At 73.5% G+C, this 24,788-nt stretch carries 19 protein-coding genes; 9 read left to right on the top strand and 10 right to left on the bottom strand.

The features are described 5' to 3' along the window. Window positions 1-98 precede the first annotated feature (98 nt). The 3 genes from PUR26_RS19515 (at window position 99) to PUR26_RS19505 (ending at window position 5,926) form a co-directional block, all read left to right on the top strand. Window positions 99-2,015, top strand: a complete 1,917-nt coding sequence (locus PUR26_RS19515) for an NAD-binding protein (protein WP_329873857.1) — start codon at window positions 99-101, stop codon at window positions 2,013-2,015. A gap of 213 nt (window positions 2,016-2,228) precedes the next feature. Then, window positions 2,229-4,091 (top strand): glycoside hydrolase family 15 protein, encoded by a 1,863-nt coding sequence (locus tag PUR26_RS19510; RefSeq protein WP_329873692.1) that lies wholly within the window; start codon window positions 2,229-2,231, stop codon window positions 4,089-4,091. Between the two features lie 308 nt (window positions 4,092-4,399). After that, the gene (locus PUR26_RS19505; protein WP_329873691.1) at window positions 4,400-5,926 is read left to right on the top strand and encodes a glutamate synthase subunit beta; all 1,527 of its coding nucleotides are present in this window, start codon (window positions 4,400-4,402) and stop codon (window positions 5,924-5,926) included. Between the two features lie 79 nt (window positions 5,927-6,005). Here PUR26_RS19505 and PUR26_RS19500 read toward each other — a convergent pair whose 3' ends face one another. Then, complete coding sequence (locus PUR26_RS19500; RefSeq protein WP_329873690.1) at window positions 6,006-7,622, bottom strand: MFS transporter; 1,617 nt, start codon at window positions 7,620-7,622, stop codon at window positions 6,006-6,008. A gap of 38 nt (window positions 7,623-7,660) precedes the next feature. Beyond that, entirely contained in the window at window positions 7,661-8,131 is a 471-nt protein-coding gene (locus PUR26_RS19495) for a MarR family winged helix-turn-helix transcriptional regulator (protein ID WP_329873689.1), read from the bottom strand. A gap of 271 nt (window positions 8,132-8,402) precedes the next feature. On the opposite strand from PUR26_RS19495, the gene PUR26_RS19490 reads away from it, so the two are divergent. Continuing rightward, window positions 8,403-9,677, top strand: a complete 1,275-nt coding sequence (locus PUR26_RS19490) for a ricin-type beta-trefoil lectin domain protein (protein ID WP_329873688.1) — start codon at window positions 8,403-8,405, stop codon at window positions 9,675-9,677. 647 nt (window positions 9,678-10,324) lie between these two features. Here PUR26_RS19490 and PUR26_RS19485 read toward each other — a convergent pair. The 7 genes from PUR26_RS19485 to PUR26_RS19455 form a co-directional block, all read right to left on the bottom strand. After that, window positions 10,325-11,557: a cytochrome P450 gene (locus tag PUR26_RS19485; RefSeq protein WP_329873687.1), complete on the bottom strand. Its 1,233-nt coding sequence runs from the start codon at window positions 11,555-11,557 to the stop codon at window positions 10,325-10,327. A gap of 23 nt (window positions 11,558-11,580) precedes the next feature. Continuing rightward, a complete protein-coding gene (locus PUR26_RS19480) occupies window positions 11,581-12,975 on the bottom strand; it encodes an NAD(P)/FAD-dependent oxidoreductase (RefSeq protein WP_329873686.1) in 1,395 nt (464 codons plus the stop codon). Further along, window positions 12,972-13,205 carry a ferredoxin gene (locus PUR26_RS19475; RefSeq protein WP_329873685.1) on the bottom strand — a complete coding sequence of 78 codons (234 nt, stop codon included), beginning with the start codon at window positions 13,203-13,205 and terminating at the stop codon, window positions 12,972-12,974. Before PUR26_RS19475 ends, PUR26_RS19480 begins: the two co-directional genes overlap by 4 nt. A gap of 111 nt (window positions 13,206-13,316) precedes the next feature. Beyond that, a complete protein-coding gene (locus tag PUR26_RS19470; RefSeq protein ID WP_329873684.1) occupies window positions 13,317-13,946 on the bottom strand; it encodes a hypothetical protein in 630 nt (209 codons plus the stop codon). Window positions 13,947-14,111: 165 nt separating this feature from the next. Then, a complete protein-coding gene (locus PUR26_RS19465) occupies window positions 14,112-14,732 on the bottom strand; it encodes an L-threonylcarbamoyladenylate synthase (RefSeq protein ID WP_329873683.1) in 621 nt (206 codons plus the stop codon). Between the two features lie 175 nt (window positions 14,733-14,907). Next, entirely contained in the window at window positions 14,908-15,864 is a 957-nt protein-coding gene (locus tag PUR26_RS19460; protein ID WP_329873682.1) for a hypothetical protein, read from the bottom strand. Then, window positions 15,861-18,047 carry a hypothetical protein gene (locus PUR26_RS19455; protein WP_329873681.1) on the bottom strand — a complete coding sequence of 729 codons (2,187 nt, stop codon included), beginning with the start codon at window positions 18,045-18,047 and terminating at the stop codon, window positions 15,861-15,863. The genes PUR26_RS19460 and PUR26_RS19455 overlap by 4 nt, the downstream gene beginning before the upstream one ends. Window positions 18,048-18,337: 290 nt before the next feature. On the opposite strand from PUR26_RS19455, the gene PUR26_RS19450 reads away from it, so the two are divergent. Next, window positions 18,338-20,119 (top strand): sulfatase, encoded by a 1,782-nt coding sequence (locus PUR26_RS19450; protein ID WP_329873680.1) that lies wholly within the window; start codon window positions 18,338-18,340, stop codon window positions 20,117-20,119. Between the two features lie 157 nt (window positions 20,120-20,276). Here PUR26_RS19450 and PUR26_RS19445 read toward each other — a convergent pair whose 3' ends face one another. After that, the gene (locus PUR26_RS19445; RefSeq protein WP_329873679.1) at window positions 20,277-21,041 is read right to left on the bottom strand and encodes a CDP-alcohol phosphatidyltransferase family protein; all 765 of its coding nucleotides are present in this window, start codon (window positions 21,039-21,041) and stop codon (window positions 20,277-20,279) included. Between the two features lie 110 nt (window positions 21,042-21,151). Here PUR26_RS19445 and PUR26_RS19440 point away from each other — a divergent pair, with 110 nt between their 5' ends. The 4 genes from PUR26_RS19440 (at window position 21,152) to PUR26_RS19425 (ending at window position 24,781) form a co-directional block, all read left to right on the top strand. Next, window positions 21,152-22,144, top strand: a complete 993-nt coding sequence (locus tag PUR26_RS19440) for a zinc-dependent alcohol dehydrogenase (RefSeq protein WP_329873678.1) — start codon at window positions 21,152-21,154, stop codon at window positions 22,142-22,144. Window positions 22,145-22,224: 80 nt separating this feature from the next. Beyond that, the gene (locus tag PUR26_RS19435) at window positions 22,225-22,623 is read left to right on the top strand and encodes a 6-pyruvoyl trahydropterin synthase family protein (RefSeq protein WP_329873677.1); all 399 of its coding nucleotides are present in this window, start codon (window positions 22,225-22,227) and stop codon (window positions 22,621-22,623) included. A 47-nt stretch (window positions 22,624-22,670) separates the two neighbouring features. Continuing rightward, window positions 22,671-23,795, top strand: a complete 1,125-nt coding sequence (locus PUR26_RS19430) for a glycosyltransferase family 4 protein (RefSeq protein WP_329873856.1) — start codon at window positions 22,671-22,673, stop codon at window positions 23,793-23,795. Continuing rightward, window positions 23,792-24,781, top strand: a complete 990-nt coding sequence (locus PUR26_RS19425) for a class I SAM-dependent methyltransferase (protein ID WP_329873676.1) — start codon at window positions 23,792-23,794, stop codon at window positions 24,779-24,781. Before PUR26_RS19430 ends, PUR26_RS19425 begins: the two co-directional genes overlap by 4 nt. Window positions 24,782-24,788: the final 7 nt, after the last annotated feature.

Below are 24,788 nucleotides of genomic sequence, written 5' to 3'. Positions count from 1 at the left end.
GACTGATCGTTTCCGTACCGTCGGCGCACCGGACGGGGCACGCTACGCACGTGCCCTCACTCGCCCCTCAGTACCCCTCCGACGGCCCCGCCGGACACATGATCGTCTGCGGTGACGACGCGCTGGCCCACCGGCTGGCCGCGGAGCTCCGTGACGTCTACCGGGAACGGGTCACGCTGGTCCGCCCCGGCGCGGGGCCCGCGCTCGGTCCACGGCTCTCCGTTCCGGCGCAGGGCCGCGCCTCCGCTCTCCTCGGGCGGGTCTCCGCCGTCATGGCGGGCACGCCGGCCGCTCCCCAGGCGGCCGGTCCCGCGTCCGTGGAGGCCGCCGAGCCCACCGAGGCGGTGCTGGCGGCGGCCGGCGTGCCCCGGGCGGCCGCCCTTGCCCTCGTGTACGACGACGACGAGACGAACATCCGCGCCGCGCTCGTCGCCCGCCGGCTCAACCCCGGCCTGCGGATCGTGATCCGGCTCTACAACCGCAAACTCGGCCAGCACCTGGAGCAGCTGCTCGACCAGGCCGCTCTCGTCGCCCTGCCGGATCTGGAGCCCAGCGCCCTCGACGCGTCCACCACCGTGCTCTCCGACGCCGACACCGCCGCTCCCGCCCTGGCGGCCACCGCCGTGGCCGGTACGAGCAAGATAGTCCGGGCCGACGGACTGCTCCTGCGGGCCGTGGAGCGCACCCCGCCCGGGCGTGGCGAGACCCCCGATCCCGGTCTGTGCACCCTCGCCCTGCTCTCCGCCACCACCAACGACCCGGCCGGAGAGGAGGGTTCGGACAGCAGCGGCACGGCCGGGCCCCAACTGCTGCCCGATCCCCGGACCGTCGGCGCCACCACGGGACGCGCCACGATCGTCCTCGAAGCCGTGACCCACACCGGGCCGGTCCTGCCGGCGCGCCGTCTCACGGGCCGGGGCGTGCCGCTCTCCGAGCTCTTCTCCCGGCGACTGCGCTGGGCCGTGGCCGGCACCGCGCTGGCCGTGCTCGCCCTGGCGGTCACCTCATGGCTGGCCACCGGGGACGATCCGCTGCACGCCGCCTACGTCACCCTGCTGGACCTCTTCTCCATCAACGAACCTGCGGTGGGCGAGAGCACCACACGCCAGGTGCTCCAACTGCTCTCCGGCCTCGTGGGCCTCGCTCTTCTGCCGCTCCTCGTGGCCGGCGCGCTGGAGGCGCTGGGCGCGTTCCGCAGCGCCTCCGCCCTGCGCCGCCCGCCGCGCGGGTTGTCGGACCACGTCGTGCTGCTGGGCCTCGGCAAGATCGGCACCCGCGTCCTGGCCCAGCTGCGGGACCTCGGCATCCCCGTCGTGTGCGTGGAGGAGGACCCGGAGGCACGCGGGGTCGCGCTGGCCCGTCGGCTGCGGGTGCCGACCGTGATCGGCGACGTCACGCAGGAGGGAGTGCTGGAAGCGGCCAAGATCCACCGGGCACACGCCCTGCTGGCCCTGACGAGCTCCGACACCACGAACCTGGAGGCCGCCCTGTACGCCCGTACGGTCAGGGCGGACCTGCGCGTGGCGCTGCGGCTGTACGACGACGACTTCGCCACCGCCGTCTACCGGACGCTGCGCGCCGCCCACCCGGAGGCGCTCACCCGCAGCCGGAGCGTCTCCCACCTGGCCGCGCCCGCGTTCGCCGGGGCGATGATGGGCCGGCAGATCCTGGGCGCCATACCGGTGGAGCGCAAGGTCCTGGTCTTCGCGGCACTCGACGTGGCCGGCCACCCGCGGCTGGAGGGCCGCACCATCGAGGAGGCCTTCCGGCCGGGCGCCTGGCGCGTGCTCGCCCTGGACACCACCGCCCCCGCCGAGCGGCGCCCCGATCTCACCACCCCGCGCACCGTCGACGGCGCGCGGCGCCCCACGGGCCTGGTCTGGGACCTCCACCCCGGGTACGTCCTGCGGCCCGAGGACCGCGTCGTCCTGGCCGCCACCCGCCGGGGCCTGGCCGAACTCCTGGGCCGGCACCAGAGCTACGGGCCCGGACCGGTGCGGAACGCCGAGCGCTGACCGCTGCACGCCGACCGCTGCACGCCGGCGGCTCGGGGCGGGCAGTCCGGTGTCCGCTGCGACGGCCCCGCCCTCCCCCTGGCGCGCAGCCCGTCCGCCTCCGCCCGGTTCACCGCCCGCCGGGGCCGCGCGAGACCGGCGGGATCCGGGGGGAGGGACCTAGAATGAGGGCGGGTGGACAGCCTCACACGCTGCTGCGGCGGAGGAGGACCCGTGAGCGCTCGGGCCGATTCGACCACGGGGCTCCCCGGCGCCGGCCGGGGTGCCGGGGACGGGCGTACCCCCCGGTACCTTCCCGTCTCGGAGCACGGGCTGATCGGGGATCTGCGCAGCGCGGCACTGGTGGGCACGGACGGCACGATCGATTGGTACTGCTGCGGCCGTTTCGACGCGCCGAGCGTCTTCGCGTCCATCCTGGACGCCGAGAAGGGCGGCTCGTTCGAGCTGGCCCCGGACGTGCCCGCCCGCACGAAGCAGTTCTACTTCCCCGACACGAACGTGCTGATCACGCGGTTCTTCGCGGAGGACGGGGTCGGTGAGGTCCAGGACTTCATGCCGATCACCGGGGACCCGCGCGAGGCCGACCGGCACCGGTTGGTCCGGCGGGTGGTCTGCGTCCGCGGATCGCTGCCGTTCCGCGCCTGCGTGGCTCCCCGCTTCGCCTACGGGTCCCAGCCGCACACGGTCCGCGAACTGCTCGGGCATCCGGTCTTCGAGTCCCCGGACCTCACGCTCGCGCTGACCTCCAGCGTGCCGGTCGAGAACGACGGCCGGGACATGTGGTCGCTGTTCAAGCTGCACGAGGGGGAGACCGCCGTCTTCGCGCTCGACCGGCTCGACGGCGACCTGATGCCACGTGCCTGCCCCGTGGCGGAGGCGGAGGAGCTCTTCGAGGCCACGGTGCGCTACTGGCGGCGATGGCTGTCGACATCGCGCTACCGCGGCCGCTGGCGCGAGATGGTGCACCGGTCCGCGCTGACGCTGAAGCTGCTCACCTACGCGCCGACCGGCGCCATCGTGGCCGCGCCCACGACGAGCCTGCCCGAGCTGATCGGCGGCGAACGGAACTGGGACTACCGGTACGTCTGGATCCGCGACGCCGCGTTCTGCGTCTTCGCGCTGCTGCGGCTGGGCTTCACCGACGAGGCCAGGGCGTTCACCCGCTTCCTCTTCGAGCACGTCTCCCTCGCGCGCGACGGCGGTGCGCCGCTGCAGATCATGTACGGCGTCGACGGCCGCCGTGAGCTGCCCGAACGTGAACTGCTGCATCTGGAGGGCCATCAGGGCTCGGCGCCCGTACGTGTCGGCAACGACGCCGTCGGCCAACTGCAACTGGACATCTACGGCGCGCTCATCGACTCGGTCTACCTCTACGACAAGTGGGGGGAGCCGATCTCCAGCGCGCACTGGGACACCGTCTGCGAGCTGGTGGAGTGGGTGTGCGCGAACTGGGACCAGCCCGACGAGGGCATCTGGGAGACGAGGGGCGGGCGCAGGAACTTCCTGTACTCGCGGCTGATGTGCTGGGTGGCGATCGAGCGGGCCATGCGGATGGCGCGGCACCGGGGGCTGCCCGCCGACATGGCGGGCTGGAGCCGGGCCCGGGACCGGATCTACCGGCAGATCATGGGGCGGGGCTGGTCCGACGAGCGGAGAGCCTTCGTACAGCACGAGGACAGTGATGTCCTGGACGCCTCCGTCCTGATGATGCCGCTCGCCAAGTTCATCTCCCCCACCGATCCGAAGTGGCTGTCCACACTGGACGCGCTGGGTGAGGATCTGGTCTCCGACTCCCTGGTCTACCGCTACGACCCGCAGGCCAGCCCGGACGGGCTGCGGGGCGAGGAGGGCACGTTCTCGATCTGCTCCTTCTGGTACGTGGAGGCACTCACCCGGGCGGGGCGCCCCGACGAGGCCCGGCTGGCGTTCGAGAAGATGCTGACGTACGGCAACCACCTCGGTCTGTACGCGGAGGAGATCGGCCGGACGGGCGAGCAGACCGGCAACTTCCCGCAGGCGTTCACCCACCTCGCGCTCATCAGCGCCGCCTTCACCCTCGACAGGGCGCTGGGCTGACCGGTCCGAGGCAGGTTCCCGGTTCTCACGCCGCCGGGGACCCAGGACCTTTCCGCCATCGGCGGCGGCCGTGAACCGGTGGCCATGGACCGCTGCCATGGACCGATGCCGTGAACCGGTGGCCGTCAACCGGTGGCCGTCAACCCGGCGCCATGACGGTGGCCGTTCTCGAGAGCCCGGCCGCCGGAGGGACACGCGGGCGCCCGGATCCGGCAGTCTGAGGGCGCCGACCGGTGAAACCCGAACAAAGTGGGCGTAGGCTGACCAGAACGCCGTAGCGCACCCTGAGCCGGCGAGGGAGGCGGCGCATGACCGATCCGTTCGGCTTCCTCAGAACCCCCCGTCGCCCCGTCCCGGCGCGTCCCGTCGACGAGCGGCTGAACGACTGGCACGAGGTCTACGCGGGCCAGGCCCTGCTTCCGCTCGTGTCGGAGCAGGCGGGGCGATGCATGGACTGCGGCATTCCGTTCTGCCACAGCGGCTGCCCGCTGGGCAATCTCATCCCCGAGTGGAACGCGTACGCGGCCCACGGCGACTGGCGGACGGCCGCCGAGCGCCTGCACGCGACCAACAACTTCCCCGAGTTCACCGGCCGGCTGTGCCCGGCGCCGTGCGAGGACGCCTGTGTGCTGACCATCAACGCCGATCCGGTGACGATCAAGAACGTCGAGCAGGCCATCGCCGACCAGTTCTGGGAGCGCGGATACGCCTCGCCGCTCCCCCCGGAGCGGCTGAGCGGCAAGAGCGTCGCCGTCATCGGCTCCGGCCCGGCGGGGCTGGCCGCGGCGCAGCAGCTCACCCGCGTCGGCCACACCGTGGCCGTCTACGAGCGCGAGGACCGCATAGGCGGGCTGCTCCGCTACGGCATCCCCTCGTTCAAGATGGAGAAGCGGCATCTGAACCGCCGCATCGAGCAGATGCGGGCGGAGGGCACCAAGTTCCGCACGGGCGCAGACGTCGGGGGCGATCTGGACGCGACCGAGCTCCGCAGGCGCCATGACGCGATCGTCATCGCCGTCGGGGCGACCCGGCAACGGGAGCTTCCGGTGCCCGGCCGCCGGCTGCGCGGCATCCACCAGGCGATGGAGTACCTGACCCTCGCCAACCGGGTCGGGGAGGGCGACTACACCTCGTCCCCCGTCAGCGCCGAGGGCAGGCATGTGGTGATCGTCGGCGGCGGGGACACCGGTTCGGACTGTCTGGGCACGGCGCTGCGCCAGGGCGCGGCCTCCGTGGTGCAGCTGGACATCAATCCGCAACCGGTCGGCTCCCGGAGCGACGCCGAGCCCTGGCCGACGTACCCGAAGGTCTACCGGATCTCCCACGCCCATGAGGAGGCCCGGGGCCGGGAGGGTACGGATCCGAGGCTGTTCTCCAGTGCCACGCTCCGCTTCGAGGAGGGGCGCGACGGTCAGGTGTGCGCCCTGCACCTGACGGAGGTGGAGCCCGAGGCCAGAAGGCCCCGGCCGGACACCGAGCGGGTGCTCCCGGCGGAGCTGGTCCTGCTCGCCCTCGGCTTCTCCGGCCCGGAGCGGAACCCGGGCCTGATGCGGCAGCTCGGTCTCGCCAGGGACGACCGGGGCAACTTCGCGCGGGACGACGCCTTCAGGGCCCAGGCGCCCGCTGGGGACGAGGGGGGCGGCCGTGCGCAGGGAACGGCTTCCACCGGGGCGGACGGGATCTTCGTGGCGGGTGACGCGGGGCGCGGCCAGTCCCTCGTGGTGTGGGCCATCGCGGAGGGGCGGGCCGCGGCCGCTGCCACCGACCGCTTCCTTTCCGGCTTCACCGAGCTCCCGGCCCCGGTCTCCCCGAAGGACCGGCCCCTGCTGACATGAGACCGGGGCCGGTCGGCCGTGCCGTCGGCCCCGGCGTCACGTGAACCGGGTCGTCCGCGCCGGTGTCTCCCGGCGCCCGCTATGCGGCGGGGGTCTCCTTCTCACGGCGTACGCCGGCCGCGGCGACAACGGCGCCGACCACGCACAGCGCCCCGGTGACGAGCGCGGCGGTGTGCACACCGTTGATGAACGCCTGGCCGCTGCCCTCGGCCACCGCGGCCCGGAGCTGCGCGGGCATGTCGCCGGAGACCGGCGCCACGCCCATCGCCACCGCGTCCTTGGCCTCGCGCAGCTGCTCGGCCAGGGGCGCGGGGACTCCCGCGGAGGCCAGTTCACCGGTGAGCGTGGCGCCCACCCGGCCGCTGATCAGGGAGACGAGCACGGAGGTGCCCAGCGCCCCGCCGACCTGAAGTGCCGTGGCCTGCAGACCGCCGGCCACTCCGGCGTCGTGGACGGGGGCGTTCCCGACGATGGCGTCGGACGAGGCGGCCATCACCATGCCCACACCGAGCCCCAGGGCGATGAACGGGGGCCACATCACGGCGTACGGGGAGTCCACGCCCCAGGCGAGCATGCCGAACGAGGCCGCGCCCTGGAGCACCATGCCGAGCGGCATGGTCAGCCGGGCCCCGAACCGCTCGGTGAGTTTGGCGCCCAGCGGCGAGGCGACGACGGAGGCCAGGCTGAGCGGCAGCGTACGGATACCGGCCTCCACCGGGGTGAAGCCGCGGACGTTCTGCAGGTAGAGCATGACGAAGAAGATCACACCGAGCAGGACGAAGAAGTTCACCGCGGTGATGACCGTGCCGATGGTCAGCGCCGGGCTGCGGAACAGCCGCATCGGCAGCAGGGGGTGCTCGACCCGCGTCTCGTACCAGCCGAAGAGAAGCAGGACCACCACGCCCACGGCGAGCACACCGAGCGTGCTGCCCGAACTCCAGCCCCAGGTCTCGCCCTTGACGACGCCGAAGACGACGGCGAGAAGCCCCAGGGCCAGCAGGACGACCCCGGCCAGATCGAAGCGGTGGCCGCCGCCCACCGGGCTCTTGCTCTGCGGCAGCACGAGCGCGCTGAAGCCGAGCGCGAGGAGGCCGATCGGGGCGTTGATGTAGAAGACGGACTCCCAGGAGACGTGCTCGACGAGCAGCCCGCCCACGATGGGGCCGAGCGCCGTGGAAACGGACGACACCATCGCCCAGATACCCACCGCCATGCCGAATTTCCTGGGCGGGAAGACCGCCCGCAGCAGACCGAGGGTGTTGGGCATCAGCAGGGCGCCGAAGAAGCCCTGGACGGCCCGGAAGGCGATGACGCCCTCGATGGATCCGGCCACGCCGATCGCGACGGAGGCGAGGGTGAAGCCGGCGACGCCGATCAGGTAGTACGTACGCCTGCCGAAGCGGTCACCGAGCTTGCCGCCCAGGATCAGCGCGGCGGCGAGGGCCAGCAGGTAGGAGTTGGTGACCCATTGCAGGTCGGCGGTCGAGGCGTGCAGATCACGGCCGATCTCGGGGTTGGCGATCGAGACGACGGAGCCGTCCAGACCGACCATGAACAGACCGAAGGCGACCGCGACCAGCGTCAGCCAGGGGTTGCCGCGCCGGCCGCCCGGGGCGTCCGGGGCACCCGGGGCACCCGGGGCGTCGGGCGGGAGGGCGGTGGGCAGGGCTGAGCGGTCCACTGAGGTGGAGGGCATGGAAGTGCCTTGCTTCTTGAGGCGGTTGAGGGAGCGGACTACGGCTGGATGCGCCGCGCCAGTCCCTGAAGGGCGCCGAGCGCCGAACCGATGGCGTCGAGATCCCCATCGGTGAGCGCGTGCAGCGCCTCGATCACATACCCGTCCTTGAGCTCTCCGGCCTGTGCGGTCCGTCGCCGGGCCTCGGCCGTCGGATACAGATGGGCCACCCGCTTGTCCGCCGGGTCCTGCCGGCGCTCCAGCAGCTCCATGCCGACCAGCTGGGAGACCAGGGCGCTCACGTTGTTCGGCTTCATGAGCAGTTCACCGGCGGCCTCGCGCACGGTGATGCCCTCGCGCTCGCCGACGAGCCGCAGGAGCGCCAGCCGGCCCTCGGGCAGCCTGGGGTGCGGGAAGTCCGCGTCATGGGCGAACCGCCGGTCGAGCGCCCGGTGCAGCGCGGGCAGGACGGTCGCGAGCCCGTGGGCGATGCGACGGATGTCCTGGTCGGACGCGCTGGCGGGGGTCATGGAGTCCATTTCACCATGACCACATACCTATGACCAAATACTTAATCGCCCCTCGCCCCGCGCTCCCCCGGTGACCGTTCGACGATGTGGTCCATACCAAACCCTTGACAGGATATTTGTTCACTTCTTAAATCACGAAGTGAACTAAGGGGGCACCCCACCCTCGACGCGCCCGCCGCCCCCGCCCCGCCGACACACCGACCATCCGGCCCCACGTCTGTCATGTACACGTAATGACGACGCCCCCCTCGTGTTCCGGAAGGGAAAATTCATGGACCCCTCGCGCCTGTCCAAACGCCTGCTGCTGTCCCTCCTCTCGGTCGTCGCCGTCGCGTCGCTCTCCACCGGGCCGGCCCAGGGCGCGGCCGCCCCCGCGGCCGGTTCCTCCGTGACCCCGGCGGTCGCGGCCGCCGCCGTCACGTTCTCCGACGAGTTCGACGGGCCCGCGGGGTCCGCCGTCAACAGCGGAAAATGGCAGATCGAGACGGGCGACAACGTCAGCAACCACGAGCGGCAGTACTACACCGCGGGCAATCGCAATGCCGCGCTCGACGGCCAGGGCAACCTCGTCATCACCGCACGCCGGGAGAACCCGGGCAACTACCAGTGCTGGTACGGGAGGTGCGAGTACACCTCCGCCCGGCTGAACACGTCCGGCAGGTTCACCACCACCTACGGACGCGTCGAGGCGCGGATGAAGATCCCGCGCGGGCAGGGCATCTGGCCGGCGTTCTGGATGCTGGGCAATGACATCGGCCAGGTCGGCTGGCCCAACTCGGGCGAGATCGACATCATGGAGAACGTCGGCTTCGAGCCCTCCACGGTCCACGGCACGCTCCACGGCCCCGGCTACTCCGGATCCGGCGGCATCGGTGCCGGTTACAGCCTCCCGGGCGGCCAGGCGTTCGCCGACGCCTTCCACACCTTCGCCGTCGACTGGAGCCCGAACGCGATCACCTGGTCCGTCGACGGCACCGTCTACCAGCGGCGCACCCCGGCCGACCTCGGCGGGCGCCAGTGGGTCTTCGACAAGCCCTTCTTCGTGATCCTCAACCTGGCGGTCGGCGGCTACTGGCCCGGCGACCCCGACGGCAGCACGGTCCTGCCCCAGCAGCTCCTGGTGGACTACGTCCGGGTCAGCAGCGACGCCGGCCAGCCGGGCGGGGGCGGCCCCATCACCGGCGTCGGCGGCAAGTGCGTGGACGTGCCCGGCGCCAACAGCGCCAACGGCACGCCCGTCCAGCTCTACGACTGCAACGGCTCGGCCGCCCAGCGCTGGACCGTCGGCTCCGACGGAACGATCCGGGCCCTCGGCAAGTGCCTGGACGTGGCATCGGGCGGCACGGCCGACGGCACCCCGGTCCAGCTGTGGGACTGCAACGGCAGCGCCGCCCAGCAATGGGCCGTCCCCGCCGCCCGCGACATCGTCAACCCCCGGGCCGACAAGTGTCTGGACGCCATCGGCGGCGGCTCCGCCAACGGCACCCGGCTCCAGATCTGGACCTGCACCGGAGCCGCCAACCAGAAATGGACCGTGACGCGGTGACGGTGGGGCCCTCCTCGGGCCCCGGGGCGCGGTCCCGGGACAACGCCGCGGCCGCGCCGCTCCTGACCGGCCGGGCCGGCGGCGGGGCCGGCTCCCCCTCGGGTGCCCTCGGCGACCGGGGGGGCTCGCCAGGGCCCCCGGCCCCGTACCACGGCCGACCACCCGTTCCGGTCCACCGTCCCCGACGCCGCACAGCCGGCACAGGAGAAGACGTGCTCCGATCCCCGCGCACGCCCCGGGCGGGCCGCCGCAACCCCGGCCCTGGACCGGGCTGCCGGCGCTGATGACGACCTGAGGGCCCGGACGACCTGATCTCCCGGTGGCCCGGGCACCCGCACCATGGGTGCCCGGGTCACGTCCCGCCCCGACGGTACTCCCCCCGGGACGCCCCGGCGGACCGTCGACGCCGCAGGAGCGGCCGGAGGAGCGGCCGGAGGTCCGCGGCGCACGGACACCCGTTCCGCCCGACGGAGGCGCGCCGTCCGGCGCGGAGGGGGTGGGCGAAAGGGCGCCCCTCGGCGCCCGGACGGTCGGACCGTCCGGGCAGCCGGGCCGCGCATCGCGCGTATTGCGCCTCGTAACACGCCTCGTAACCCGCCTCGTCCGCGCGGCGGGGCACCGGTCGGCGTGCCAGGAAGGCGGCTTCCCTACGGCCGGATGTCGTCGCAGGCGATCGGGAGGTGGCGGGGCCCGCGCAGCACCGCGTTCTGCCGGTACGGGGGCGGGTCCTCCAGCAGCCGGGGGTTGACGAGTCTGCGGGCCAGTTCGCCCAGGGCGACCTGGGCCTCCAGCCGCGCCAGCGGGGCCCCGAAGCAGCTGTGGATACCACTGCCGAGGCCCAGGTGCTGGATGTCCTTGCGGTCCGGGTCGAACCGGTCGGGATCCTCGAAGCGCAGCGGGTCGCGGTTCCCCGCCGCCAGCATCAGCCAGAGCGACGCGCCCTTGGGGATGGTGACCCCGGCGACCTCGATGTCGGTGAGCGTGGTGCGCTGGGGCAGCAGCTGCACCGGCGGTTCGAAGCGCAGGAGTTCCTCGACGATGGGGACGGACAGTGCGGGGTCGTCGCGCAGCCGCTGGAGCGCGTCGGGGTTGCGCAGCAGCGTCAGCATCCCGTTGGTGATGAGGTTGACCGTCGTCTCGTGCCCCGCGATCAGCAGGAGCGCCGAGGTGCTCAGCGCTTCCATGGTCGTCATGACGCCGTCGGGCCCCTGTACGGTCGCCAGCTGGGAGAGCATGTCGTCGCCCGGCTTTCTGCGGCGCTCCTCGATGAGCCCGGCCAGGTACATGCCCAGTTCCATACGGGCGTTGTGCGACACGCTCCCCCGCTCGGCGGGGTCCGCGTCCGGGTCGGGGTCCAGGCTTGCGGCGATGGTCTCCGCCCAGGTGTGGAAGCGTGGTTCGTCCTCCCGGGGCACGCCCAGCAGCCGGCAGATCACGGTCACCGGGAACGGGTAGGAGAACTGGTCGACCAGATCGACGCGTTCGGTGCCCTCGATCCCGTCGATGAGCCCCGACACGATGCCGTGCAGTTCGCCGCGCATCTCGTGGACGCGCCGCGGCGAGTGCGGCGGCCCGAACGGCCGGTTCGTCATGCGGCGCAGCCGGTCGTGGTCGGGAGGGTCGAGCCGCAGGAAGCTCGGCGGCAGAGCGGTGCTCTCCTCCTGACCGGCCAGCGGGTCTCCCGCCGTCGAGGTCAGGTTGCGCGCGTCGGAGCTGATCCGGGGGTCGTGCAGGAGGCTGTGGATGCAGTGGTACGTACTGATGGCGTACGGCCCGTCCCCGTCGTGGAACACGGGCGTGCGGCGGAGTTCCTCGTACAGCGGGTACGGGTCGGCGCGACTGGAGTAGTCGATGATCTGCCGCAGGGTGGCTTGCGTCATGGGGGTTCCTCGAAGGCTTCGGCTCAGTGCCCGGCGGGGCGGAAGGTCAGTCGCTGGTCGGCCGGCGAGTAGCCGCTGAGGGTCACGGTCGGTCCGTGGGTGGGCACCGAGGGGTCGGGGAAGTCCGCGGGCATCGGGCGCTGTCCTCCCGGACGGCGGTCCACCGTGGGGAAGGGCGGAGGGAACGGAGCGGTGGTCTCGATGAGCCGCTGGTAGAACGGCAGCCACCGGGACTGGTCGAAGGTGACGGCGCCGATGACCCGCCCCTGGTAGCCGTAGACGCCGGTGAACCTGCGCTCGGAGCGGGAACCCTGCGCGATGAGGATCTCCGTCCCCATCGAGGGCGCTCCGACGGACTTGATGTTCACGCCGAACTGCGAGGACCAGAAGGCCGGCACCCACATGTGGGGGCGGCGGTCCGCGCTGTCGCTCACCATGTTGTGCGCCGCGACCTCCGCCTGGGCGACGGCGTTGCCCCAGTGCTCCAGGGACAGGAACTGGTACCCGAACAGCGGGTGCGGGGACCGGGCGACGTCGCCGGCCACGAAGATGTCGTCGGTGACGATGCCGCGGATGTCGAACGCCCGGCAGCCGGCGTCGCACGCGATGCCCCGGGGGCCCGCGCCGAGCCCGGAACCGGTGAGCCACTCGGTGTTGCGGGTGGCGCCGAGCGAGACCACCGCGACGTCCGCCTCGACCGTGCTTCCGTCGGAGAGGTGGGCGACCCGCAGGCGTCCCGCGGAATCACCCTCCAGGCGCGTCACCATGACTCCGCACCGCAGGTCGACACCGTGCTCCCGGTGCAGCTCCGCGGCGACCTCGCCGATGACCCCGCCGAGCGCCCCGACGAGCGGGCCGTCGCCGCGCTCGGCGACCGTGACCTCCAGCCCCCGTTCCCGGCATGCGGAGGCGATCTCCGAGCCGGTGAACCCGGCGCCGATGACGAGCACCCGGCGGGGGCGCTGCGAGAGCCGGCGCTCCAGCGCCACGGCGTCGTCGCGGTCGCGCAGGACGAACACCCCGTCGAGTTCCGCCTCGTTCTCCTGCGGCCACGGTCTGGCCCGCACTCCGGTGGCGATGAGCAGGCGGTCGTACTCCACTTCGTCGCCGTCGGCGAGCCGTACGCGCCGGCCCGCCATGTCCAGGCCGCTCGCCGGAACGCCGAGGCGCCACCGCGCGTTCAGCTCCCGCCTCCGGGGCAGGGCGGTACGGTCGGCGCGCGCCTTGCCCAGCAGGACCTGCTTGGACAACGGTGGCCGGTCGTACGGCTCGTAGGGCTCGGCGCCGATGAGTGTGAGCGAACCGGCGAAGCCCTTCTCCCGCAGTGTCTCCGCGGCCCGCAGGCCGGCCAGCGACGCTCCGACGACGACGATGCGTCCCTCGCGTTTGAGCCGCTCCAGCGCTCCGTCCAGGCTCACCGCTCGCTCCTCGTGGCCGGCTCGGTCCCGTCCACCGCGTCCACCGCGTCCACGAAGATGGCCTGGACGGGGCACGCGGCGACGGCCTGGGCCACTGTGTCGCGGTGTTCGTCGTCGGCCTGCGGGTCGTAGAGGAGCGACTCCTCGCCATGCATCGTGAACACGTCCGGTGCGAGGAACGCGCATTGCGCGTAGCCCTGGCATCGGTTCAGATCTACGACAAGCTTCACCGAGGATCAGCCTTTCCGTGGCCCCCGTCTCGTCCCCGCCCTTCCAGCATGCGCGTACGGCCGCCGGGCCGCTCGCCGGGACGTCCCCCGGGGGGAACGCCCGCGGCGCCCTCATCCCCCGGCCCCGGCACGGGCCGCGTGACGTGCGGCCCGGATGATGTGGGCGCTGACGATCAGCGCCCAGACCGGCATGACCAGCTCGGACCAGGGGACGCCCGACCCCACCACCAGCAGGACGAGTCCCGCCACGTATCCGAGCACGGCGAGCGGGCGCGGGAAGACCCCCAGGCGGTGTCCCATCGTCGAGATGGTGAAGATGAACACCGCCGCCACGCGCAGCGCGTAGGTGGTCAGCAGTGTGTACGCGTAGTGACGGCCGAAGTCGGAGGGCGAGCTCTCGTCCAGCACCGTCCCCGCGGCGGCGGCGGCCGCGAAGAGGGTGGCGACGAAGACCAGTCCGCTGCCGAGGAACACCGTGGCGATGAACCGGTCCTCGGCGTCGCCGACGTGCGCGCGCAGAGCGCCCATGAACCAGAGGAAGAAGATTCCCGCGAACGGGACGATCTCCAGCGCCAGGCGCACCGCCCAGCGCCGGTCGGAGGGGACGGCCGCGTCGGCGGCGTCTCCCTCCGGCACGGCGACGCGCATCAGTACGATGGCCGCCGCCAGCAGCACCGCGAACACGGCTCCCGCCAGCCCGGCGGCCCGCGGCGTCTGCAGCCGCTCGGCCTTCGGCTCCATGGACGCTCGCTCTCCTCCCGGGTGCCCCTCAGGGTCCAGGAAGCAGGCGCCGGCCCGTCCGCGCCATCGGGGGCGCCCCAGGTGGGTGACGCTTCGCGGGTACGGCGTCCGGGCCGCGCACCCGGCCGCGCCGGACGGGGGTGACCGGACCGCGCGGCGGCGGGGTCACTCGAAGCGCGTCACGTCGCCCGCCCCCCGGCGTACGATCTCGACATCGCCGCCGGAGAAGTCGACGACCGTGGTCGGCTCCGTTCCGCAGTCGCCCGAGTCGAGCACGGCGTCCACCACGTGGTCGAGCCGTTCCTTGATCTCCCAGCCCTGTGTCAACGGCTCCTCCTCGCCGGGCAGGAGGAGGGTGCTGGACAGCAGTGGTTCGCCGAGTTCGGCGAGCAGGGCCTGTGTGACGGCGTGGTCCGGGATCCTGACTCCGACCGTCTTCTTCTTGGGGTGCAGCAGCTGGCGCGGCACCTCCTTGGTGGCGGGCAGGATGAAGGTGTAACTGCCGGGCGTGGCCGCCTTGATCGCGCGGAACACGTCGTTGTCGATGTGCACGAACTGCCCCAGCTGGGCGAAGTTCTGGCACATGAGGGTGAAGTGGTGGCGGTCGTCGAGGTTCCGGATCGTCCGGATCCGGCCGATGCCCTCGCGGTCGCCCAGGTGGCAGCCGAGCGCGTAGCAGGAGTCGGTCGGGTAGGCGACGAGCGCGCCGGAGCGGATGCTGTCGGCCACCGTGCTGATGGTGCGCCGCTGGGGATTCTCGGGGTGCACGTCGAAGTACTTCGCCATCCGCCGAGTCTAGGGGGTGTCGTGCCGATCGGGCCGGATGAGCGAGTGGCGTTTGGTGCCGTGCATAGCAAGGCGGAGGAGGGAGGCGACGCGGAGCGTCGTCGACCGACGACAACGCGGCGAGGCGCGGTGCCAGGCGTCGCGAGCCCGGCACGATCGGCGAGTGGCGTTCGGATCAGGGCGTTGGCGGCCGGGCGGGCGGGGCCGCGGCGCCGGGCGCGGCTCCGTCGATCTCGTCGAGATTCGCCTGGTACACCGCCACGCCGAGCTCGTCCCGCTCGTGCCGGCACTGTTCCAGCGCCGCCCGCGTCCACACCGCGGCCGCGGGGCGGTCCCCGGAGCGGAAGTGGTTGAGTCCCATCAGACCGTAGATCTTGCCGCGGTAGTGCCCCGCGGGGTCCTCGCCGGGCGGCACGTGCTCCCCCTGTGCGAGCAGGCGCCGAAGGACCCTGTTGCTGGCCGCGTACCGGCCCCGGTCGCTGAGGATCTGGGCCTGTGTGATGGCCTCGCGGCACTCGGCCAGCCGGACGCTGCCGGACGTGCCGGCGCGCAGCGCCCGTGCCACGAGGGCGGTTTCGAGCATCACCGTCGTCGCGGTGCGAGGCCTTCCCGCTCTCCGGTGCAGGCGGTCGGCCTCACCCGCGTGGTGTACGGCCGAGTCGAGGTCGTCCGTCCTGGCCGCGCAGACGGCGAGCCGGCTGTGTATCTCCGCCGCCCACGCGTCGTTTCCCGACCACTCGCCGAGCAGTGCGAGCAGCACCGTCCGGCATGCCGCGTGCTCGCCGGCCTCGGCGAGGACCTCCGCCTCGTGGAGCTTCTCGTGGGGCGACCGGTCCCCGCCGCCCGTGATGCGCCGCAGGGCCGCGGGCCTGCCCGCGGCGTCCAGTTCCCGCGCCACCCGGATCATGAGGCGGCCATGTGCCTGGAAGCGTTCCGGATCGCGCCGGAACGTCTGCCGGAGACGCTCCGGGACCCGGGTCCAATGGACCCGGTGGGCGTCCAGCCAGTCGGCGTTCGCCCGGCACAGCTCCCGGAACCTCTTGTCGTCACCCGCCCGGTGGGCGGCGGACAGGGCCCGGAACAGGTTCTGTGCGGGCCCGTCGTCGCGCGGGCCGGGCAGCTCGTCGTTCATGCGACCGGGGCCTCCGATTGCAGCAGGTGACGGAAGAGGTGCATGTGCAGCAGCCCGTGCCGGTGGACGGGCGGACCACCGGGCGCGGAGACCAGCAGGGCCCGCTGCTCGGGCGGCGCGGCGTTCCGGTCGCCGACGCGCACGTTGTCCTTCTCCAGGTCCATGTGCACGGCCACGGTGGGAACACCGGCCTCCGACGCGAGTTCGGTGATCGTCTGGCCCAGGTCGTTGCGCACCAGGTGGGACTTCCCGACGACTGCCCAGACCTGGGCCTTCACGGCGACCCCTCGCAGCGTTCCGTCGGGCAGATGGCCGACCGGGACCGGGTCGACGGACGTCCAGCTCCCCGAGACGACGGTCACCCCCAGCAGCCCGGCCAGTTCCTGGAGATGCCCGCGCACCCACGAGGAGATCAGCAGCGCCTCGCCCTCGCACTCGGCGACGACCGCGACATGGCAGGCGGGCCGCGAACCGCCGGACGCCGGCAGGCTCCAGTACGACGGGACTCCGGAGGTCGCACGGGCCCGGGCGGCACGCCGGGCGTCGATGCCCTCGCGCCAGTCGAGCGACCCCAGGACCCGGCCCCGCGGGGCCGGCCCGACCGGCTGGGAGGGGCGGTACTCCGGCGACGGCGCGAGGAAGCCGCGGTCGCCGGTGTCGGGAAGCGGGAAGGCCCCGGTGACCAGCGCCTCCTGGGCCAGGCGGCCCAGCGGGGGCGGGGCGGCCAGCAGGGCGTCGTAGATGTGGTCGAGGTCGTTCGGGTCCGTCATGGACAGACCGAGGCGGCGCAGGCATTCGGCCGGCGTCTGGAATCCGAACAGCTCGGTGTCCAGCAGGCCGCGCCATACGACGAGGCGCCGGTCGCGCAGCAGGCTGTCGAGTGCTTCCGGGTCCGGGACGTCGGGGCGGTCCCTGTAGTGGGGTGTCGCCAGGACGTCGGGGCGGTCGCTGAACGTGGTGAGCAAGGCCGTCGAGGCTTCCAGATGGCACCAGGCACGGCTGAGGTAGTCGGCGGTGTCGTCCAGCACGATCAGGGTGCGGGCGACGGTCTGCAGCAGGGGCAGGCCGCGCATCGTCCGCTCGAAGAGCCGCTGCTCGGCATCGGTGCGGGGAGCCTGCGGTACGCAGCTGTAGTCGTACCAGAGCCGGACGCGGCCGACCAGGGCCCGCAGGGCGGGCAGCCGCGGTAGCAGGCCGCGGAGGAACGCCAGTCCCGTGTCGCCGCGTGCCTGTCCCGCCCCGAGGTCGGCGACGTGCTCCTCGATCCGCTCCGCCTCGGCGGCCGCCTCCGCCAGGCCCTCTTCGCCGAGGGTGGGGCGCAACAGGCCGACCAGGAGCGACTCGACGAGGTCCGACCCGGCGGGGCCCACCGGCGCCCGCAGGGCGCCGAGGTAGCGGCGCGGTGTGTGCAGTCCCCGTTCGTGCGCGATCCGGACGGCTTCGCAGAGGGCACCGAAGAGGTGCCAGGCGACCGCCCTGGCCTGTTCGCCGTCCGGGTCCGGCTCCCGTGTGCTCAGCCAGCGGTGCGAGACGAACACGTAGTGGTGCCCGGGGGCGGTGCCCCGGCTGAGGAGGGGAGCGGCCTCACGCATGACCGGAAAGCGCCCTGCCGCGACCAGTTCGGCCAGCGGGAGCCAGCGGGAGTCGGTCGCGAGCCGGCTCAACCGCCCGGTCGGCTGCACCATGACGTCGGAGTCCTCGGCGGCCCCCTCCAGCGAGCGGCTCGGCGCCCACAGCGGGAACACGTCGACGGTGTCGCCGCTCAGGGACGTCGAGTGCACCAGACCGTTGCGGATCCCGTACCGGAACTCCCCGTCCGGCACGACGAGGCGCCGGTGGGCCAGGTGGACGTGCTGCCCGGCCAGTCGCGCGAGGTCGTCGGGCAGACGCAGGTTCCTTCCGCGTTCACGTGCGACGGCCAGGCCGGCGAGCGTCTCCACGCTCCCGAACGGGTGGGGCGGACAGGCGGAGAAGTGGCGGAAGGCGATGTCGTCGTACGTCCGCGACGTACCACCGCGCGCGTAGGCCCGGGCCAGGGCGGCCGCCTCGCCCGCCCGCCGGGCGTAGAGGAGCCGGGGGTGGCGGCGCAACTGCTCGGGGCGGACCGCGAGCAGCTCGGTGAGGTCGGTGCCCTCGGGAATGCCGTCCCCGCCGCTGCCCACGTAACGTCCCCGTCCAGCCACACCGTCGTCCAGCCACACGGCCGTCCAGCCACACCGATCGACCTTGCCGCAAAGGTATTTGGGGCGTTCGGACGCCGTCAACGCGTGTTTCCGGCCGGTGCGGGGCGCCGTGGGGCGTCCCGTCGGCGCGAGTGCCCTCGCGCCCTTCCCCGCGGGCCCGCGACTCCTCCGGGCCATGAGGGGCTTCACCCCGCTTGAGACGAAAGCGGCGACCAGCCGTACAGATATCGGCGGCCGGACCCACGGGTCCGGCCGCCGTGCCACCTGGCCTCGTACGGAAGGACCTTCGGGTGTCGATCTGGATTCGCTCCCGGCAGTTGCCCCATGCGGACACCTCGGGCACGGAGGGGGACCCGCCCCCGGACGGCACCGCCACCGCGGCCACCGCCGAGGCCCCCGCCGGCCCCGGCGCGGCCGGCCCCGGGGCCGTGGCCGGCGGTCCGCGCGGCAGGCACCCGGAGCTGTGGCGGATCGCGGGGCGGGTGAACACCGCGCTCGCCGCCGTGCTCGTGCTCGGCGTCCTGCTGCTGCCGAACGACCCGGCCCGCCTCTCCCCCGGCGCGTTCGCCGGCATACCCGTCGAGGCGCTGTGCGGAGCGGCGCTGATCCTCGTGCTGCGGGCCGGGGCCAGGCGCGCGGTGGCCCTGCTCGCCGGTGCGGTGCTGGGAGCGCTGACCGTCCTGAAGCTCCTCGACATCGGCTTCCGGTCCGTACTGGCCCGGCCGTTCGACCCCACGCTCGACTGGGTCCTGCTCGGCGACGCGGAGGACTTCCTCGGCGACTCCATAGGCCGGACCGGTGCGCTCTGGGTCGTGGCGGGGGCCGTGGCCGGCGTCGTCGTCCTGCTCGTCCTGGTGGCGTGGTCGGTGCTGCGGCTCAGCCGCCTCGTGGTCCGGCACGGCGCCGTGGCGACCCGGGCCACGCTGGTCCTCGGGACCGTCTGGGTCGTCTGCGCGGCGCTCGGTGTGCAGCTCTCCGGCTCCCCGGTCGCCTCCCGCAACACGGCCGGCTTCGTGCAGAGCCGTGCGCAGCAGGTGCGCGCCGGCTGGGAGGACCGCAAGGCGTTCGCCAGGGAGTCCGCCGTCGACGCCTTCCGGGACACTCCGCCCGAGCGGCTGCTCACAGGGCTGCGCGGCAAGGACGTCGTCTTCGTCTTCATCGAGAGCTACGGCCGCAACGCGATCGAGGACCCGGAGATGGCGTCCGAGGTCGGCGCGGTGCTCGACGACGGGACCCGACGGCTGGGCGCCGCCGGATTCTCCTCCCGCAGCGCCTTCCTCACCTCCCCCACCTCGGGCGGCGGCAGCTGGCTGGCGCACTCCACCTTCGCGTCGGGGCTGTGGATCCACAACCAGCAGCGCTACGGCGACCTGACCGGCGGCGACCGCCTGACCCTTACCAGCGCCTTCCGCCGCACGGACGCCTGGCGGACGGTCGGCATCATGCCCGGCGTCACAATGGCCTGGCCGGAGGGGCGCTTCTACGGTCTGGACAACGTCTACGACTCCCGGAACCTCGGGTACCAAGGCCCCAGGTTCAGCTGGTCCCGTGTGCCCGACCAGTTCAGCCTCTCGGCCTTCGAGCGGCTGGAGCACGGGAAGAAGGGCCGCGACCCCTTGATGGCGGAGATCATCCTCACCTCCAGCCACCATCCCTGGGCGCCCGTCCCGAGGACCGTCGGCTGGGACGAGGTCGGGGACGGTTCGGTCTACGACGCCGTCAAGGAGGCGGGCAAGGACCCGAAGGAGGTGTGGCGGGACCCCGCCCAGGTGCGCGCCGAGTACCGGCGTGCCATCGAGTACTCGCTGACCAGCCTCATCTCGTACGTGGAGAAGTACGGCGACGACGACACCGTGCTCGTCTTCCTCGGCGACCACCAGCCCGTGCCGACCGTCACCCGCGAACGCTACGGCCGTGACGTGCCGATCGCGATCGTCGCCCGTGACCCGGCCGTACTGGCCCGTACCTCCGGCTGGGGCTGGCAGGACGGTCTGAAGCCCGGTCCTCAGGCCCCGGTGTGGCGGATGGACTCCTTCCGCGACCGCTTCCTCACCGCCTACGGCCCGCGGTGACGGCGCGACGCGGCCCCGGCCGGCAGATGCCGGCCGGGGCCGCGTCGTCCGCCGTACGGCCGGGGAGCGTGGAGGTACGGGACACGTGCGGGACGACGTCCGCGCGGGGACACGGTCGTACGGGACACGTCCCGGACGGGCGGCGTGCGGACGGGCGTCAGACGCTCTCGCGCGCCGCCTGCGGGGACATCGCCCCGGGGGCCGGGACCCGGACGCGCCACAGCCACCGGATGTCCCGGGCGAAGGACCAGACGAGCGTGGCCAGCGCCACCGCCACCGCCGCCCGCGCCGGCCCGGGCGGGATGATCCCGGCGCCGGCGACGAGGAGGACGACGCCCTGCAGGGCGGCCACCGTCTTTCGGGCCATGCTCGGCGGGAGCGGCCCGTTCAGCCACGGCAGCACCCGGGCGGCCGCGACGAAGACGTAGCGCATGGCGCCGATCGCGAGGGCCCAGGGCCCCATCGACATGGCCACCAGGACGCTGAGCACCAGGATGAGGAAGGCGTCCACCTCCATGTCGAAGCGCGCCCCCAGCTGCGACACCGTCCCGGTGCGCCGGGCGACCTGGCCGTCCGCCGCGTCGAGCGCCAGCGCCACAGCGGTGAGGACGACCAGGGCCAGGGCCGGGGGCCGGCTCACGAAAAGGTCGGCGACGAGCGCCGTCACGCCCCCCACGAGCGTGGTCCTGGCCAGGGTGACGGCGTTCGCCGGGCCGAAGGGCGCCGGCGCGGGCCACGAACGGGCCAGGGCGCGGACGAGCACGGCCCAGGTGGCGACCGCGAACGCCAGACCCGCCAGCCACCCCACGAGCCCCAGCCCCGCCACCGCGCCGAGGAGGACCAGCACGAGGATCTGCCCGGCCGCCCCCACGGCCGGCTCATGGCGCAACGGACGTGCACTGCTGATGTCGCCCACGGACACGGGTCACCTTCCGGACGTATGACAGAGTCATGGCCGCCGCCCACCGTCTGCGCGGCCTCGTGACTATCAGAACGTGAACCGTCACCCGAGCGTTCAGCAGGAGGACGCCGATGAACCGCACCGCACGTGCCTTCTGGGTCCGCGAACCCGGCCGGGGCGAGATACGCGACGTCCCGCTGCCGGAGCCGGCGCACGACGACGTCGTCGTGCGCACGCTGTTCTCCGGGATCAGCCGGGGGACGGAGAGCCTCGTCTTCCGCGGCGGCGTGCCGGTGAGTCAGCACGCCGCGATGCGGGCCCCGTTCCAGGACGGCGAGTTCCCCGGGCCGGTCAAGTACGGCTATCTCAACGTGGGTCTCGTCGAGGAGGGACCGCGGGGCCTCGTCGGCCGCACCGTCTTCTCGCTCCACCCGCACCAGAGCCGCTTCGTCGTCCCCGCCGACGCCGTGACGCCGGTGCCCGACTCCGTACCTGCCGAGCGGGCGGTACTCGCCGGGACGGTGGAGACCGCGGTCAACGCCCTGTGGGACGCGGCGCCGCTGGTCGGTGACCGGATCGCGGTCGTGGGGGCGGGGATGATCGGCTGCTCGGTCGCCGCGCTGCTGGCCCGGTTCCCCGGCGTGCGCGTCCAGCTCGTGGACGCCGACCCGGCCCGGGCGGGCGTCGCGGCGTCGCTGGGCGTCGACTTCGCGCTCCCCGAGGAGGCCCTGGGCGACTGCGACCTCGCCGTCCACGCGAGTGCCACCGAGGCGGGCCTGACCCGCTCTCTGGAGCTCCTCGCCCCGGAGGGAACGGTCCTGGAGCTGAGCTGGTACGGGGACCGGCGCGTCAGCCTGCCGCTCGGCGAGGCGTTCCACTCCGGACGCCTGGTCCTGCGCGCCAGCCAGGTGGGGCGGGTGTCGCCGGCCCGGCGCTCCCACCGGACGTACGCCGACCGGCTCGCGCTCTCCCTCGGTCTGCTCGCCGACCCGGTCTTCGACGCGCTGGTCACGGGCGAGTGCGCCTTCGATGAGCTGCCGTCGGTCATGCCCGCGATCGTCTCCGGTGAGCTGCCCGGACTGTGCCATCGCGTGCGGTACGGAACGGCCGCCGATCCGGCCTGAACGCGGGGCCCCGTCCGGCCGTACTGAAACACAGGGGCACCATCGGGTTTCCCACACGACGGACCGGGAGGTCACAGCCGTTGTTCAGTGTCACAGTCCGCGAGCACCTCATGATCGCCCACAGCTTCCGCGGGGAGGTCTTCGGCCCCGCGCAGCGTCTGCACGGGGCGACGTACCTCGTGGACGCCACGTTCCGCCGCGTCGAGCTGGACGCCGACAACATCGTCGTCGACATCGGGCTCGCCACCAAGGAGCTGGCGGGCGTGGTGGCGGAGTTCAACTACCGCAATCTCGACGACGAGTCCGAGTTCGCCGGGGTCAACACCTCGACGGAGTTCCTGGCCAAGGTCATCGCCGACCGGCTGGCCGACCGGGTGCACACCGGGGCGCTGGGCGAGGGGGCCCGCGGGCTGACCGGCCTCACGGTCACCCTGCACGAATCCCACATCGCGTGGGCCGCCTACGAGCGGGCGCTGTGAAGGGCGCGGGCACCTCCGCCCTGCCCGCGCGTTCGGTGCACGTGGTCATGCCGGGTTCCGTCGACGACCCGGCCACGCCGAGCGGCGGCAACGTCTACGACCGCAGGATGTGCCGGGACCTGCCCGGAGTCGGCTGGCAGGTCCACGAGCACGTGATCGCGGGCGACTGGCCCCGGCCCGCGGCCGCCGCGCGGGCCGAACTGGCGCGTGTTCTGCGCGGGTCGGCGAACGGCGCGATCCTCCTCCTCGACGGGCTCGTGGCCTGTGCCGCTCCCGACGTCGTCGTTCCCGAGGCGGGACGGCTGCGCCTGGCGGTGCTGGTGCATCTGCCGCTGGGCGAGGAGACGGGGCTGGCCCCCGGACCGGCGGCGGTCCTGGACGCCCGCGAGCGGACGACGCTGCGGGCGATGGCGGCGGTCGTCGCCACCAGCCGGTGGGCGGCCGACCGGCTCGTGGCCCACCACGGGCTCCGCGGCGAGCGGGTGCACGCGGCCCCGCCCGGCGTCGACATCGCACCCCTGGCGCCCGGCAGCACGCCGGGTGGCGGGCCGGCGACCGTGCCCGGCACCGTGTCGGGCACGGGGAGCGCCCCACGCCTGCTGTGCGTGGCCTCGGTGACGCCCCGCAAGGGGCAGCGGGAACTGGTGGAGGCCCTCTCGGCCCTCACCGACCTGCCGTGGAGCTGCGTCTGCGTCGGCGGGCTGGAGCAGGATCCCGGCTACGTCGACCAGGTGCGCGGGCTGATCGCGGAGTACGGCCTCGACGACCGCGTCCAGCTCACGGGCCCCCGGCACGGGCCCGAGCTCAACGCGAGTTACGCCGGCGCCGACCTCCTGGTGCTCGCCTCGCGCGCGGAGACGTACGGCATGGCCGTGACGGAGGCGCTCGCGCGCGGCGTCCCCGTACTCGCGACCGCGGTCGGCGGGCTCCCGGAGGCGGTCGGGCGCGCGCCCGACGGCGGTGTGCCGGGCGCCCTCGTGGCACCGCGCGACCCCACGGCACTCGCCGCGGCGCTGCGCCGCTGGCTGAGTGAGCCCGGCGAGCGCCATCGCGCGAAGGTCGCCGCGCGGCGGCGACGCACCGCGCTGGCCGGCTGGGAGTCCACCGCCCGGAGTCTGGCCAGGGCGCTGGAACAGCTCCGGCAGGAACCTCGGCCCCAGGAGGCCGCGTGAACACGCCCGGTGAGACCCGTTTCGCCCCCGAGTGGCTGGCCCTGCGGGAGGGCGCCGACGCCTCGGCGCGCGCTGCCGGGCTCCTCGGCCCGCTTCGGCACTTCCTGGCCGGCCGGGTGCGCCCGGCCCCGGGCCGTGGCCGGGCCGCCCCCTCGGCCGATGCGGAGCTGGTGATCCGTGACCTGGGCTGCGGCACGGGTTCCATGGGGCGCTGGCTCGCTCCCCGGCTGAACGGCACCCAGCACTGGATCCTCCACGACCACGATCCCGATCTGCTCGACCTGGCGGCGGCCCGGCTGCCCCGGACGGGTGCCGACGGCGGCCGCGTCACCGTCGCCACGCGGCCGGGCGACCTCGCCCGGCTGACCGCGGAGGAGCTCACCGGCACCGGCACGGACCTGGTCACGGCCTCCGCCCTGCTGGACCTGCTCACCCATGAGGAGCTGGACCGGCTGGCCGCGGCCTGCGCCGAGGCGGGCTGCCCGGCACTGTTGGCGCTCTCCGTGGCGGGGCGGGTCGACCTGACACCGGCCGACCCGCTGGACGCCGCGATCGGCAGCGCGTTCAACGACCACCAGCGCCGCCTGGACGGCGGCCGCCGCCTCCTCGGCCCCGATGCCGTCGCGGCGGCCCGCGAGGTGTTCGCACGCCACGGCATGACCGTGCACGTGGAGTCCAGCCCCTGGCGCCTGGGCCGGGGGCCCGCCCGGCCGGCGGGTGGCGCGAACGGCCGGGCGGCCGACGGGCGGGACACCACCGGCACCGGTACCGGTACCGGCACCGACCGCGCCGACGACTCCGCGCTGACGGCGCAGTGGCTGCGGGGCTGGGTCGGGGCCGCCCGCGAACAGCGGCCCGACCTCGCGCCGCGCGCCACCGCGTATCTGCGGCGCCGGCTGGAGGCCTGCGAGGCGGGCGGGCTGGGAGTGGTGGTGCACCACAGCGATGTGCTGGCCCTGCCGGGGCGGACGGGCGGCGGCGGGTGAGCGCGGG

This window comes from Streptomyces sp. SP18CS02 (assembly GCF_036322365.1).
Lineage (GTDB): Bacteria > Actinomycetota > Actinomycetes > Streptomycetales > Streptomycetaceae > Streptomyces.
Note: the sequence above shows the minus strand (reverse complement) of the source record. Positions and strands in the feature narration are given on the sequence as shown.